Below are 13,329 nucleotides of genomic sequence, written 5' to 3'. Positions count from 1 at the left end.
GTCAGTCGGCGCGCATCGACTGGGCCTCCGTCACGTCCCGTTCGAGCCGCTCCGCGTAGCTGAGTCGCCGTTCTCGTGCCTGGGCCACCGACAGCATCCCACGGTCGTCCCCCTGGCGGGAGATGGGGTCGTAGGCCTCGACGTCGAACCCCATCCGTTCGAGATAGCCACACAGCGATTCGGACGCGAGCCCGTCGCGGATGGCGGCGTTGACGTACTCCAGCACGTGGGTGAACTCCGGGAGGACGATCTGGCTGTCGGTGACGCGGCCGGTGTCGCCCTCGATGCGGATCTCGGTGTCCCTGAGGTGTTCGACCGTCCTGGCCACGGTGTCGGCCAGTTCGACGACGCTGCTGGGCAGGGCGGTGTCCGGCGAGCGCCACTCGACGGTCCCGAACTCGGAACGGAGCTGGACGGGCGTCCAGACCGCGCTCTCGGGGTCGAACGAGGACGTGAACGTCTGCCGGTCGATACCCGACTCCAGTGCCGCCCGCTCGAACTCCTCGTATCGCCGCTGGAGCCGGCGGTCCCAGTCTTCCCGCGATTCGATGTACCGCCAGAGCCGTCCCTGATGGGCCAGTCCGTCGTACGCCATCCATCGGTAGAGCTTCGACCGGGCGCCGTCGGCCAGTGGCCGGCCCCGGAACCGACGCGCGGAGTTGACGAGCGCCAGCGCGGGGTCTATCGCGACCAGCGTGTTGAGCTGGTCGATGGCACGCCCCGGTATCTGTTCGACGTGGATGTGTGTGCCCGCACAGTGGCGGACGTACTCGAAGTCCGAGCCGATAATCTCCTGCTGTATCCGGGTGCGTTCGCTGGGCAGGTCCGCTATCTCGTCGTGGTTCAGCGGCGTCGCCAGCGGAACCAACCCCATGTCGTGTTCGTCGGCGACTGCGAGCACCTTGCCGATGCGCTCGAACAGTTCCGCCCGGAGCTGTGGCGTCGTCTCACAGGGTGTCGTCTTTATCTCCAGGACCGGTTCGACGAACTCGCGTTCGACGCCCGGGGCGGCAGCGACGAGCGGACCCGGTTCTGTGAGTCGCCCGTCGCTGTCGACGACCCAGTATTCGACCTCGATGCTCCGTCGTATCGGTTCGGATTGGGATTCGGACACGGTGCGTGCGGTATCGGTGGCGTCTGTGCCACCACGTGCGATATCGTTCGGTGTCGGTGCGCCCTGCGACTGACCGACTGGCTGCGTCTGTCTCGGCGGCTGTTTTCGTGCTCGGCCCACCGTCATCGGGGCCCGAGCGGACGGCGGTCTGTCTCAGCCGTCCGATGTGTGGAGAGTGAGCATACTTTGCCACACGACGGAGGATGTGTAAACTATTTCGTGCATATGGCCCAAAATACCTATAATACATTAATATGTACGGGCGGTCTCGGATTACAGATTGACAAATATACGATAAGGCTCAGTGTCCCTCCTGTCAGTCCACTCTGAGGAAGCCCGTGTTTTTATATCCGATACTGCGGATTCCGTGTGTATGGGTCACATACCGACGGGGGGAGCTACTGGTAGCGATGGTCCGCGGTCTCGGGCGTCAGGGGGACCGCTGGCCGTGGCTTCAGACGGTGATACTCGGCGGGTGAGATAGCGTGGGTGGGTTGTTCGGGTCCAAGCCCTCCGACGCACACGTCGTCTGGCGGAGCGGTCGGGACAACGACGGCAAGAAGCGGTTCGACTTCGAGTATCTGGAGCTGTGGGCCGCTCACTTCGGTGCGGACTACGAGGAGTGGGAACGCGTCGACCACGCCCGTGGCGACGAGCCCCGTCGCCAGCACGTCTGTGTGTTCGCACGGACGCGGGGCGACCAGACGGCGGTATCGCTGGGCGGGGAGTCCTGGGACATGGGCGCCGTCGAGAAACCCCGGACGTTCGTCGAAATCGACGAGGCGGGAATGCTCCGCCTCCAGGGGTGGACGACCGAGGCGACACTGGACGTAGACGAGCTGGTCGTCGACGGCGCGACGCTGAAGCTCCGGACGGCAGACGGCGAGACGAAGTCGGTCGACACCCGGAAACTGGCCACGCGTCCCGACCGAGAGACTGCGTAGGCGAGCGGAACCGAAACCCGTTTTCCCGTTACCTCCCTGGGCCCACTGTATGCACGTCGTCGTCAATGCCGCGATGAGCGCGGACGGGAAGCTCGCCTCTCGCCGGCGCGAACAGCTGGCCATCTCCGGGCGCGAGGACTTCGACCGCGTGGACCAGCTCCGGGCCGACAGCGACGCCGTCATGGTCGGTGTCGGGACGGTGCTGGCAGACGACCCGTCGCTGACAGTCAAGGACGCCGACCGTCACTCGGCGCGACTCGATCGCCGCGAGCCGAAGAACCCGGCCCGCGTCGTCGCTGACTCGCGTATCCGGACGCCGCCGGACGCGACAGTACTGGACGACGACGCCGAGACGTACCTGCTCACCAGCGAGGCCGCCCCGACCGATTTCATCGAACAGATGGAGGAGGCCGGCGCGTACGTCCTGGCGGCCGGTGAGGACCGCGTGGACCTGACGACGGCGCTGGCAAAGCTAGAGGGTGAGGGTATCGAGCGGCTGATGGTCGAGGGCGGCGGCGAACTCATCTTCAGCCTCTTCGAGGCCGGGCTGGTCGACGAACTCCGCGTCTACATCGGCGCGAAGGTACTCGGGGGTCGGGACGCGCCGACGCTGGCCGACGGCGATGGCTTCGTCGAGTCGTTCCCTGAACTCGCCCTCGAGTCGGTCGAACAGGTCGACGACGGCGTCTTGCTGACCTGGACCGTAGAAGAAAGCGACAGTTAGTGGTCGTGGCCGGTCAGCTCGGCGAAGGAGGCGCCAAATCGCTCCTCGAAGAGGTCGAGCGTGAGCTCTTCGAGGTCCTGGATTCCCTGGTCGGCCTCGCCCTGGCCGTGGTGGACGGCGCCGTGGATTCGCTGGGCCAGTCCGAACATCGCGATGTCACCGACGACGGCCGGGTCCGTCTCGTCGTTCTCTCGCAGGAGGTCCAGTAGCTCGGTCGGCACGGTCAGTTCGTCTTCGTCATCCTCGCCTTCGATGGTGAGTGTGACAGTGTCGTTTGCCATGCACCCCGATTCGCCCACCGGACAGAAGGGTCTGTCGGGTTCGTGTCCAGGGGCTGCAACACGGCCCCGTGGCCGCCAAGCGACCCGCTGAGGGACCGGTTCGACAGCCTGCTCGGGGACGCTCATTTGTCTGTCGCGGTCACCGCGATACCCCCGAGGACGGCGACGCCGCCGCCGACGGTGAACAGCGTCGGCGCCTCCGACAGCAGGAGGAACGCAAGCAGGGTCGAGCCGACGGGTTCACCGAGCAGTGAGACGGAGACGACGCTCGACCGGAGGTGCGCGAGCGCCCAGTTGATGACCGTGTGGCCGAAGATGCCGGGGCCCAGCGCGAGGCCGGCAAAGAGGAGCCACTCCCGGGTCGGATAGCCGGTCAGCGGCGCTCCCTGTGCCAGGACGATGGCGAGCAGAACGACGGTACAGACGCTGTAGACGACCACGACGTAGGGCACCAGCGAGACGCGCTGGCGCAGTGACCGACCGGCGAGGACGTAGCCGGCCGCCATCACCGCGCCCAGCAGCGCGAGGGCGTTGCCGTATAACGGCGCTGGCCCGACGAGCACGCCGGTGAGCAGGTCGCCGAGTGCCATCGTCACCATGCCGGCGACGGCGACGAGGATGCCGCCGACGATGCGGAGACTCAGCCGCTCGTCGAGCAGGAGCCACGCCCCCAGCGCGACGAACAGCGGCTGGGACTGGACGAGGGTGACGCTCGCGGCCACACTGGTCCAGCTCAGACTCTCGAACCAGGCGGCGAAGTGGACCGCGAGCGCGACGCCCGACAGCGTCGCGAACAGCAGGTCACGACGGCCAATGTGGCCGAACTCGCTCCGGTAGCGCCAGATTGCAATCACCGCGAGCGGGAGCGTCGTGAACAGGACGCGGTAGAAGGCGGCGACGGTCGAGGGAGCGTCGCTGAGGCGGACGAGGATGGCCCCGGTACTGACGGCGACGACGGCGACGGCGAGTCCGACGCCGGGTGGCACCGACTTATCGAGTGTCGCGAACGGTCCGGGCATCCAGCTTCCTTCGGGGTCACTCACGCAGTTCACTCCCGTCGCCGTGTCGGTTCCGCGCTGGCTCGTCGGCCCGCTCGCGGCTGACGACCCAGACGCCGGCGCCGATAGTGAGACTCCCAGCGACGAACCACGCGCCGACCTGCTCGTCGAGCAGCGCCGCCGCGAGCGCCGTGCCGACGACCGGCTGGAGGAAGTAGAACACGGCGACGGTCCCGGCCGGGACGTACTCCAGGCCCTTGTACCAGAGGTACCAGGCCGCGGCCGTCGACCCGAACCCGAGAAACGCGACCGAGAGCAGGGACGGCCCGCTGAGCGGTATCGTGGCGATACCGCGACCCAGATACCACAGTTCGGCGACAGCGAGTACCCCGAGCATCGGGGTGGCGGCGATGGTCGAGTAGGTCGCGGCGGTCAGCGCCGAGAACTTCCGGACGACTGCCACGCCCCACACGGTGTAGCCGGCCCACGCGAAACTCGCCACGACGAGCAGTGCCACCCCGGCGGCGTTGCCGACGGCGATACGACGCAGGTGGTACTGGCCGGCGACGACGACGGCGGTCCCGACAGCAGCGAGGGCGATACCGAGCGCCTTCGTCTTCGTGACGCGCTCGCCCAGCAGCGCCCCAGAGAGGAGGACCACGAAAATCGGTGTCAGCACCGTCAGTAGCGAGCCCTGACTCGCGTTCGTGAGCTCGGTGCCGAGAAACTGGGCCACGATGGTGACGGTCACCCAGCCGCCGAGGCCGACGAGCGCCGGCCAGTCCTCGCGACCGGGTGTCGCCGGGTCGCCGACGAGTCGGAGGCCGACCCACAGCGCCGCTGCGCCGAGCGCGACACGGAAGAATCCGAGGGTCACCGGCGGGACGAGCGCGAAGCTCCACTTGCTGACGACGAACATCACGCCCCAGAGGGCGGCCGCGGCGAGCGGGCCGAGGGCGAAGGCGTATCGTCTGAGCCCGCTCACGGTTACTGAGCGACGGTCATCCGCCGAGATATAGCTTCGACACCTCTTCGTTGTCCAGCAGCGAGTCCGCCGCGCCGCCAAAGCGGACGGTCCCCTGGTCGAGGACGTAGCCGCGGTCGGAGATACCGAGCCCCTCCGTGGCGTTCTGTTCGACCATCAGGATGGCCGTGTCGAGGTCGTTGACGGCTTCGACGTGGCCGAAGACGTCTTTGGCGGTGTTGGGGGCCAGCCCCGCCGACGGCTCGTCGATGAGCAACACGTCGGGTTCCATGACCAAGGCCCGAGCGAAGGCGAGCACCTGCCGCTGGCCGCCCGAGAGGGTCCTGGCTTTCGCTGTGCGCTTCTTGTCGAGCAGCGGGAAGCGGTCGTAGAGCTTGTCCATGACCGGTTCGAGGCCGCTCTCGCGGGCGACCCCGCCCATCCGGAGGTTCTCGTCGATGCTGAGCGAGCCGAAGACGTTGTCCGTCTGGGGGACGTACCCGATGCCTTCGCGGACGATCTCTTCGGGGGCCATCCCGCCGATGTCCTCGCCGTGGTACGTGACCGACCCCTCCCAGGGGGTCAACATCCCGAACACCGTCTTGAGGACGGTCGATTTCCCGGCACCGTTGGGGCCGATGAGACAGACGATCTCCTCGGCGTCGAGATGCAGCGAGCAGTCGTCCAGTACCTGTACCTCGCCGTAGCCGCTGTCGACGCCCGACAGTTCGACGACGTGGTCGGTCGGTTCGGCGCTCGCGGTCTCCTGGGTCGTAGTAGTGTCTCCGGTCATGGTTATCCGAGGTACGCGTCGATGACACGGGTGTCGCTCTGGACTTCGTCGGGGCGTCCCTCCATCAGGACCGACCCCTGGTCGAGGACGATGACCGGGTCGGCCAGGCTCATCACGAACTCCATGTCGTGTTCGATGAGCAACATCGTCGTCCCTTGCTCGTTGAGCCGGCGAATCTGCTCGGCGAGCTTGTTCCTGAGGGTGGGGTTCACGCCCGCGGCCGGCTCGTCCAGCAGCAGGATTTCGGGCTCAGAGAGCATCGCACGGGCCAGTTCGACCAGTTTCATCTGGCCGCCCGATATCTTCGTCGCGGGCTGGGTGGCCAGATGGTCGATTTCGAACTCCTCTAGGATTCGGTTGACGTCGTCCATGTTCTTCGATTCGGCCTCGCCGACCTCACCGGGGGCGGTGAACAGTTTCAGGAACGACTCGCCGGGCTGGTTGCGCGGCCCGACGAGCATCGCCTCCCGGACTGTCATCCCCTCGACTTTGCGGGGCGTCTGGAAGGTCCGAATCAGCCCGTGGTCGGCTATCTCGTAGGGCTCCTGGCCCGTGACGTCGGTCCCGTTGACCGAGACGCTGCCCGAATCGGCCTCGTAGAACCCCGAGATGAGGTTGAAAAGCGTCGACTTCCCGGCCCCGTTCGGGCCGATAAGTCCCGTGATGGTGCCGCGTTCGACCTCGAAGGTGGCGTGGTCGGTAGCGACGAGCGCGCCGAAGGTCTTCACGAGGTTGTCGACGCGCAACACCACGTCGTCTTTAGACATCGTTGCCGCAGTCTGGGTGTCGGTGGTCTGTTCGCTCATTGTTCACCTGCTTTCGTCTCTCGCACGCCGGAGTCCGGTTGCTGGGGCGTCTCGTCGACGGTCCCAGGCCAGATGAGCTCCTTCTGTGGGGGTAAGACGCCCTGCGGACGGAACCGCATCAGGAAGACGATGATGAGCCCGATGAACAGTAGTCGCATGGGGGCGGCATCCACTGGCAGGGCTCGCGTCCCCTCCCGAATCGCGACGATGACGACGCCGCCAAAGAGCGCGCCGCGGTTGGAACCGCTCCCGCCCAGGATGACCGCGACCCAGACGTAGAACGTCGTGATGGGGTCTAAGTCGCCGGGGCTGACATAGAGGTTCAGGTGGGCGTAGAAGACGCCCGCGAGCGCCATGATGAGGCTCCCGAGGACGAACGACTGCATCTTGAAGCCGTAGGTGTTCTTGCCCAGCGCGCGTGCGAGGTCTTCGTCGGAGCGAATCGTCCGGAGCACGCGCCCCCACGGCGATCGGTGGGCCCTGCGCAGGACCAGGTAGCACAGACCGACGAACGCGAGCACCAGCCCGACGTTCAGCAGTGCCTGCCAGAACGGCGCGTTGAGCACCGTGGCACCGGGCCCGGAGCCAAAGACGAGCGTCGGCAACGTCTCCGGGAGCGTCTCCAGGACCGGCCACCCCTCGAAGAAGCTCGGGATGCCGCGGACGCCGGCGCTGCCGTTCGTCCAGTCGTCCTGGTTACGGACGATGATACGAACGACCTCGGCCAGCCCGATAGAGGCGATGGCGAGGTAGTCGGCCCGGAGCCGGAGCGTCGGGATACCGATAAATAGCGCCAGCATCGTCGCGAGCGCCAGCGCGGCGAGCAGTCCCACGACCGGGGGCAGGCCGCCCGCTATCGGCGAGCCGCTCGCGCTGGCGAGTGCGGTGCCGTAGGCACCGATGCCGAAGAAGGCGGCGACGCTGAAGTTGATGAGCCCCGAAAAGCCCCACTGGGAGTTCAGGCCCAGCGAGAGCAGCGCGTACATCCCCGCGAGGCCGACGAGATAGAGGAAGTACGTCGGTGCGAGCCCGCCGGTGAGCAGGCTAAAGAGTAGCGCGGCGGCAAACAGGACGACGCCGACGGAGACTCCTTTCTCGGCGACGGTGAGGTCGGTCCAGTACCCTTTCGGGTCAGTGGTGAGCGACATCTCAGGTCGCCTCCCCGGCGATACCGTTCGGTCGGAACAGCAACACGACCACCATGATGACGAAGGCTATCGCGTCGGCGTACTCGATGCCGATGGGGATGCCTATCTGGGACAACAGCGGCGTCATCTGGTTTATAACCCCGATGAGGAAGCCGCCGAGCATCGCGCCGTAGACGGAGCCGATGCCGCCGAGGATGACCGCGGCGAAGATGAGCAAGAGGAGGTTAAAGCCCATTCGGGGCGTGAGCTGGCTGTACAGCCCGAGGAACGCACCGCCGGCACCGGCGAGTCCGGCGCCGATGACCCAGGTCCACAGCTTGATACGGTCGGTCCGGATACCGCTGACGCGGGCCAGGTCCGGGTTGTCGGCCATCGCTCGCATCTTCCGGCCGAGGTCGCTGTACTGCAGGAGAACGTGCAGGCCGGTGACCAGCACGGCGGCGGAGACGACGATGGCCACGTCGTGCTGGGTGACCCGAACCCCGTACGGCAGCAACGCCTCGATGGGGCGGAGTGCCTGAATCCCGTACCGTGTGGACTGGGCGCTAAAGCCCAGTTGGATGACCGCGCGGTAGATGAAAGCCAGCCCGATAGAGACGATGAGCAGCCCGATGGAGTCCAGGTCCATCCCGTCGTAGACGAGCTTCTCCGTGACGACCGCGACGAGTGCGGCCACGGCTATGCCGGCGAGCAACGCGACGAAAAAGCCGAAGGGCAATCCGAGGACCGACCCGCCGAGCCCGCCGACGGCGCCGAAGGTGACCAGCGACGTGTAGGCGCCGATGGTCATCGTGTCGCCGTGGGCGAAGTTCGCGAAGTTCGCGATGCTGTACACCAGCGACAGACCGATACTGCCGAGTACGATGATGCTGCTGAAGACCAGCCCGCTGGCGAGTAGGTCGAGTACCATCGGTCGGTCAGGAACTGATGAAGTCGACGCCCTGGTAACTGTGGTCCTGGACCTCGAGAACCTGCAGGAAGCCGACTGGGTCACCGTTCTCGTCGAAGTCGATGGGACCGCTGACGCCCTGATAGTCCACGTCGCTCGGACTGCCGTCCGAGAGGATATCGCTCGCCGCTTCGAAGGAGGTGACCTGCTCACCCTCCGGCCGGCTGACGTCGCGGACGACTTCGCCAAGCGCGGCCCCGGTAAAGGAGTCCGCAGCCTGGATGGCCAGCGCCGCGTTGATGACGCAGTCGTAGGCGTAGGCCGCCCACGAGGTCGGGGCCTGACCGTACTCCTCCTCGAACGTCGAGGCGAAGTCCTGGTAGTTCTGCTCCTCTACGGGGGCCGAGGGAACGACGATTTTCATCCCTTCCATGCTCCCGTCGGGGGTGTTCTCGAGAACGTTCTCGCCCGAGACGGAGTCCGCGCCGTAGAGCTGGGCCTCGTAGCCACTCGAGAATATCTCGTTGACCATCGTGGAGAACTCCGCCTGGTAGGTGATAAACAGCCATGCGTCCGCGCTGGCGTTGTTCATCTCCGAGATAACACTGGAGTAAGACTGCTGTTCCTGGTCGTGAGAGTTGTTGTAGGCGACATCGCCGTCCCAGGCGTTCGTGAAGGCCTCGGCCAGGCTCTGGCCGTAGTTGTTGTTCACGTACGTGAGCGCGACGCTGTCGTAGCCGTCCTCGGCGATGATGTCCGCGAGGGCGGTCGCCTGCGTGCTCCCCGGCGGTGACATTCGGAGGAGCTCCGGAAAGTCGGTCAGTCCGAGGCCGGTAGAGTTCTGGGAAAGCTGGACCACGTCGGTCCCTTCCACGACACTCTCGTAGATAGCCAGCGAGACGCCCGAGCCGACGGCTCCGATGAGGAACGGGACGCCGTCCTGGTTGACGAGCTTCTGGGCGGCCGAAATGCCACCCTGGTTCTCGCTGCCGGAGTCCTCGACGGTGACCTGTAGCTCGCTGCCGCCGATACCGACCTCATTGACCGCCGAGAGGGCGAGGTCTTTCCCGCGTTGGTTGCGCTCGCCGAAAGCCGACAGCGACCCCGTCTGGGCGTCGACCATCCCGATGTTGTACGCCTCGTCACCTGAGGAACCACTACAGCCGGCCAGGCCGGCGATTCCGACACCGCCGGTCAGTTTCAGCATGGTCCGTCGGTCTATCCCGTTCGTGGTATATTCTCGCATGGGTAGTTCAATGGTCATCATAGATGCGCCTCAATGGTGCCCCTACCATGGTCGGTCGGGCATAATTTCATGAGGATTTCCGGCCTTTGTCCGTTGGTTTCGAACACAAAATGTCAGAAATATTTGGTAGGGTCCGGATATACGATGGTCTGGCGCGTGTGACAGTGTATGATACCCCCCATAGCGAACAACTTCGTGGCCGGCGAGACTGCCGCGGAAGCGCTGGACCACGTGGAGGAGCTGAACGCACGGGGCGTGAAAGGCATCCTCAATTTGCTGGGCGAACACTACGAGGACCGCGCGGACGCTGACGCCGACGCCGAGGCGTACATCGACCTCGCCGAGGGGCTGGCCCGCCGGGACCTCGATGGGTGTATCTCGGTCAAGCCGAGCCAGATCGGGCTCGAAGTGGGCGACGACGCCTTCGAGGAGAACCTCGCACGCATCGTCGAGGCCGCCGACTGCTTCGTCTGGGTCGATATGGAGGACCACGACACGGTCGACGTGACCCTCGACGCCTTCGAGCGCCACGCCCGCGAGACGGACGGAAACGTCGGCGTCTGCGTGCAGGCGAACCTCAGGCGGACCGGCGAGACGCTCGAACGGCTGGCCGACTGTCCGGGGAAGGTCAGACTCGTGAAGGGAGCGTACGACCCGCCGGCCGAGATTGCCTACACGGAGAAGTCGAAAGTCGACGAGATGTATCGGGAGTACCTGACCTACATGTTCGAGGAATTCGACGACGGTATCGCCGTCGGGAGCCACGACCCCGCGATGACAGACCTCGCCAGGGAGCTCCACGAGGAACACGGCACCCCCTTCGAGATTCAGATGCTCACGGGCGTACGCGAGAGCGCCCAGTTCGAACTGGCCGAGGAGTACGAGGTGTACCAGTACATCCCCTACGGCAGCAAATGGTTCTCCTACTTCTACCGGCGTATCCGCGAGCGCAAGCAGAACGCGCTGTTCGCGCTCCGTGCCGTGGTCGGTTCCTGATCTACGGGTCCAGCAGCTTCGCTTCGGCTTTTCTGAGGTGTTCCAGCAGCGTGGTCTTCGAGACGCCGAGGTCGTCTGCCAGTTCGCGCGTGTCACACTGCCGTGGCCACTCGTAGTAGCCCGCCTCGCGTGCGTGTTCGAACACGTCCCGCTGTTTGGCGGTGAGCGTGTCGAGTCGCTGGTCCCGGGCGGTGGTTGCGGCGGCCTCGCCCGTGGTGATGGAGTCGACGGTGACCTCCGCGCCGGCCTGCTCGCGAACCCGCTCCAGCGCGTCGTCTATCTGGGAGCGTTCGTCCACGAAACAGACCTGCCACTCCTCGCGCCCGTTCTCGATGCGGACCGGGGCGTTGTGGACGAAGCCGTGTTCCAGCAGGGTCGGACACACCATGTCGTCGGGGTCGTACTCGAGGAAGAACTCCCGGACCACGTTCCCGGGGGCGTTGCGTTCGCGTCCGAAGCGTTCCTGGAGCTCGGAGAGCTCGCCGGCGTGCTCGGAGTCCCGAATCGCGTCCAGCAGGTCGTTTACCGCCGGTTCGTCGTCGGCGAACGCGGTGAACAGCCCCTTTACCTTCCCGCTGTGGTTCCCGTCTGTCTTCGGCGAGGTGTAGATGGAGTGGGCCAGCACGCCACCGGTAGTCTCTCCGGTCGCCTTGATAGCCCAGCAGTTCGGATGCCACAGGTCGAGGGTGAGCCACGTCGTGGTGGTCTGGTCAATCGCGGCCATAGGTACAATTCACGTTGTAAGTGCTTCCATGTGTTGGTCTACCAAATTACACCCGACCATGGTCGGGTGGGCCGAAAAACGGTCCCTGTGGGCCCGAATGCCCCCTTATTCTCGGTTCCCGTCCATGGTCGGACGGGTATTTTGGACTGGGACGTTCGTATGTGGACCAATGGCAGAGACGTACCAACACTACATCGACGGTGAGTGGGTGACCGGCAACAGCACCGAGACGTTCGAGAGCGAGAACCCGGCGACGGGCGAGTCACTGGGCGAGTTCCAGCGAGGGACACCGGCGGATGTCGACGAGGCCATCGCGGCCGCTGACGAGGCCTACGGGGAGTGGCGCGAACTCTCCCGCATCGACCGCGCGGAGTACCTCTGGGACGTCTACCACGAACTCCGGGAGCGGACCGACGAACTGGGCGAAATCGTCACCAAGGAGTGCGGGAAAGAGATCAGCGAAGGGAAAGCCGACGTGGTCGAGGCCGCCCACATGGTCGAGTGGGCCGCCGGCGACGCCCGCCACCCGAGCGGCGACATCATCCCATCCGAAATCGCAGCCAAGGACGCCTATATGCGACGCAAGCCACGGGGAGTCACCGGCTGTATCACGCCGTGGAACTTCCCCATCGCCATCCCCTACTGGCACATGGCTGTCGCGCTGGTCGAGGGCAACACCGTCGTCTGGAAGCCCGCCGAACAGACGCCCTGGTGTGCCCAGATCGTCGCGGAGATGTTCGAAGACGCCGGTATCCCCGAGGGCGTGTTCAACATGGTCCAGGGCTTCGGCGACGCCGGGGCCGCTATCGTCGACGACGACCGCGTGCCCACGGTGCTCTTTACCGGGTCGGCCGAAGTCGGCCACCAGATAGCCGACTCGGTCGGCGGCGAGTCAGGCAAGCGCGCGGCCTGCGAGATGGGTGGGAAAAACGCCGTCGTCATCACCGAGGAAGCCGACCTGGACATCGCCGTCCACTCGGCCGTGATGTCCTCGTTCAAGACCACCGGCCAGCGCTGTGTCTCCTCGGAGCGCATCATCGTCCACAGGGACGTCTACGACGAGTTCAAGGAGCGGTTCGTCGACGCGGCGAGTTCGGTCGCCGTGGGTGACCCCCTGCAGGAGGACACGTTCATGGGGCCGCTCATCGAGGGCGAGCACAAGGAGAAAGTGACCGAGTACCGCGACCTCGCCCGCGAGGAGGGCGTCGAGGTGCTGGTCGACCGCACAGAGCTAGACGCCGACGAGATTCCCGACGGGCACGAGGACGGTCACTGGGTCGGCCCGTTCGTCTACGAGGCCGACCCCGACGCCGACCTCCGCTGTACGCAAGAGGAGGTCTTCGGCCCCCACGTCGCCTTGCTTCCGTACGACGGCGACATCGAGCGCGCCGTCGAGATTCAGAACGACACCGACTACGGGCTGGCCGGGGCCATCGTCTCGGAGGACTACCGCCAGATAAACTACTACCGCGACCACGCCGAACTCGGGCTGGCCTACGGGAATCTTCCGTGTATCGGCGCGGAGGTCCAGCTCCCCTTCGGCGGCGTGAAGAAATCGGGCAACGGCTACCCCTCGGCCCGCGAGATAATCGAGGCCGTCACCGACCGGACCGCCTGGACGCTGAACAACTCAAAGGAGATTCAGATGGCCCAGGGGCTGTCGGCCGATATCATCACCGAGGACGATGACTGAAACCGTCAC

Annotated in this window: 14 protein-coding genes; 4 read left to right on the top strand and 10 right to left on the bottom strand. The window is 65.7% G+C overall.

Translation table 11 applies throughout. The annotated features are described in order from the left end of the window. Position 1: 1 nt before the first annotated feature. Positions 2-1,114 carry a glutamate-cysteine ligase family protein gene (locus EGD98_RS07705; protein WP_328762342.1) on the bottom strand — a complete coding sequence of 371 codons (1,113 nt, stop codon included), beginning with the start codon at positions 1,112-1,114 and terminating at the stop codon, positions 2-4. Between the two features lie 485 nt (positions 1,115-1,599). Between EGD98_RS07705 and EGD98_RS07700 the strand changes: the two genes are divergently transcribed. Next, the gene (locus EGD98_RS07700) at positions 1,600-2,058 is read left to right on the top strand and encodes a hypothetical protein (RefSeq protein WP_220587753.1); all 459 of its coding nucleotides are present in this window, start codon (positions 1,600-1,602) and stop codon (positions 2,056-2,058) included. 49 nt (positions 2,059-2,107) lie between these two features. Continuing rightward, complete coding sequence (locus EGD98_RS07695) at positions 2,108-2,782, top strand: 2,5-diamino-6-(ribosylamino)-4(3H)-pyrimidinone 5'-phosphate reductase (protein WP_220587752.1); 675 nt, start codon at positions 2,108-2,110, stop codon at positions 2,780-2,782. On the opposite strand, the gene EGD98_RS07690 is transcribed toward EGD98_RS07695, so the two are convergent. From EGD98_RS07690 to EGD98_RS07655, 8 genes are all read right to left on the bottom strand, one after another. Next, positions 2,779-3,063, bottom strand: coding sequence for a DUF7545 family protein (locus EGD98_RS07690; protein ID WP_220587751.1), 285 nt, complete (start codon positions 3,061-3,063; stop codon positions 2,779-2,781). The two genes, EGD98_RS07695 and EGD98_RS07690, sit on opposite strands and share 4 nt — an antisense overlap. A 122-nt stretch (positions 3,064-3,185) precedes the next feature. Continuing rightward, positions 3,186-4,082, bottom strand: a complete 897-nt coding sequence (locus EGD98_RS07685) for a DMT family transporter (RefSeq protein WP_220588052.1) — start codon at positions 4,080-4,082, stop codon at positions 3,186-3,188. A gap of 16 nt (positions 4,083-4,098) precedes the next feature. Beyond that, entirely contained in the window at positions 4,099-5,046 is a 948-nt protein-coding gene (locus EGD98_RS07680; RefSeq protein ID WP_328762340.1) for a DMT family transporter, read from the bottom strand. A 16-nt stretch (positions 5,047-5,062) separates the two neighbouring features. After that, a complete protein-coding gene (locus EGD98_RS07675; protein ID WP_220587750.1) occupies positions 5,063-5,818 on the bottom strand; it encodes an ABC transporter ATP-binding protein in 756 nt (251 codons plus the stop codon). A 2-nt stretch (positions 5,819-5,820) separates the two neighbouring features. Then, a complete protein-coding gene (locus EGD98_RS07670) occupies positions 5,821-6,624 on the bottom strand; it encodes an ABC transporter ATP-binding protein (RefSeq protein ID WP_236039242.1) in 804 nt (267 codons plus the stop codon). After that, positions 6,621-7,772, bottom strand: coding sequence for a branched-chain amino acid ABC transporter permease (locus tag EGD98_RS07665; RefSeq protein ID WP_220587749.1), 1,152 nt, complete (start codon positions 7,770-7,772; stop codon positions 6,621-6,623). Before EGD98_RS07665 ends, EGD98_RS07670 begins: the two co-directional genes overlap by 4 nt. Position 7,773: 1 nt before the next feature. Continuing rightward, entirely contained in the window at positions 7,774-8,682 is a 909-nt protein-coding gene (locus tag EGD98_RS07660) for a branched-chain amino acid ABC transporter permease (RefSeq protein WP_220587748.1), read from the bottom strand. Between the two features lie 7 nt (positions 8,683-8,689). After that, positions 8,690-9,907, bottom strand: coding sequence for an ABC transporter substrate-binding protein (locus tag EGD98_RS07655; protein WP_220587747.1), 1,218 nt, complete (start codon positions 9,905-9,907; stop codon positions 8,690-8,692). 168 nt (positions 9,908-10,075) lie between these two features. Between EGD98_RS07655 and EGD98_RS07650 the strand changes: the two genes are divergently transcribed. After that, the gene (locus EGD98_RS07650) at positions 10,076-10,903 is read left to right on the top strand and encodes a proline dehydrogenase family protein (RefSeq protein ID WP_220587746.1); all 828 of its coding nucleotides are present in this window, start codon (positions 10,076-10,078) and stop codon (positions 10,901-10,903) included. A gap of 1 nt (position 10,904) precedes the next feature. On the opposite strand, the gene EGD98_RS07645 is transcribed toward EGD98_RS07650, so the two are convergent. Next, positions 10,905-11,627, bottom strand: a complete 723-nt coding sequence (locus tag EGD98_RS07645) for a helix-turn-helix domain-containing protein (RefSeq protein ID WP_220587745.1) — start codon at positions 11,625-11,627, stop codon at positions 10,905-10,907. A gap of 169 nt (positions 11,628-11,796) precedes the next feature. On the opposite strand from EGD98_RS07645, the gene EGD98_RS07640 reads away from it, so the two are divergent. After that, positions 11,797-13,320, top strand: coding sequence for an aldehyde dehydrogenase family protein (locus tag EGD98_RS07640; RefSeq protein WP_220587744.1), 1,524 nt, complete (start codon positions 11,797-11,799; stop codon positions 13,318-13,320). Positions 13,321-13,329: the final 9 nt, after the last annotated feature.

Source organism: Haloarcula salinisoli (genome assembly GCF_019599405.1).
GTDB lineage: Archaea > Halobacteriota > Halobacteria > Halobacteriales > Haloarculaceae > Haloarcula > Haloarcula salinisoli.
Note: the sequence above shows the minus strand (reverse complement) of the source record. Positions and strands in the feature narration are given on the sequence as shown.

Coding starts and splice junctions, on each gene's coding strand:
- EGD98_RS07695 (WP_220587752.1), top strand. CDS start 2,108: ATGCACGTCGTCGTCAATGCCGCGATGAGCGCGGACGGGAAGCTCGCC.
- EGD98_RS07690 (WP_220587751.1), bottom strand. CDS start 3,063: ATGGCAAACGACACTGTCACACTCACCATCGAAGGCGAGGATGACGAA.
- EGD98_RS07685 (WP_220588052.1), bottom strand. CDS start 4,082: ATGCCCGGACCGTTCGCGACACTCGATAAGTCGGTGCCACCCGGCGTC.
- EGD98_RS07675 (WP_220587750.1), bottom strand. CDS start 5,818: ATGACCGGAGACACTACTACGACCCAGGAGACCGCGAGCGCCGAACCG.
- EGD98_RS07670 (WP_236039242.1), bottom strand. CDS start 6,624: ATGAGCGAACAGACCACCGACACCCAGACTGCGGCAACGATGTCTAAA.
- EGD98_RS07665 (WP_220587749.1), bottom strand. CDS start 7,772: ATGTCGCTCACCACTGACCCGAAAGGGTACTGGACCGACCTCACCGTC.
- EGD98_RS07660 (WP_220587748.1), bottom strand. CDS start 8,682: ATGGTACTCGACCTACTCGCCAGCGGGCTGGTCTTCAGCAGCATCATC.
- EGD98_RS07655 (WP_220587747.1), bottom strand. CDS start 9,907: ATGCGAGAATATACCACGAACGGGATAGACCGACGGACCATGCTGAAA.
- EGD98_RS07650 (WP_220587746.1), top strand. CDS start 10,076: ATGATACCCCCCATAGCGAACAACTTCGTGGCCGGCGAGACTGCCGCG.
- EGD98_RS07645 (WP_220587745.1), bottom strand. CDS start 11,627: ATGGCCGCGATTGACCAGACCACCACGACGTGGCTCACCCTCGACCTG.
- EGD98_RS07640 (WP_220587744.1), top strand. CDS start 11,797: ATGGCAGAGACGTACCAACACTACATCGACGGTGAGTGGGTGACCGGC.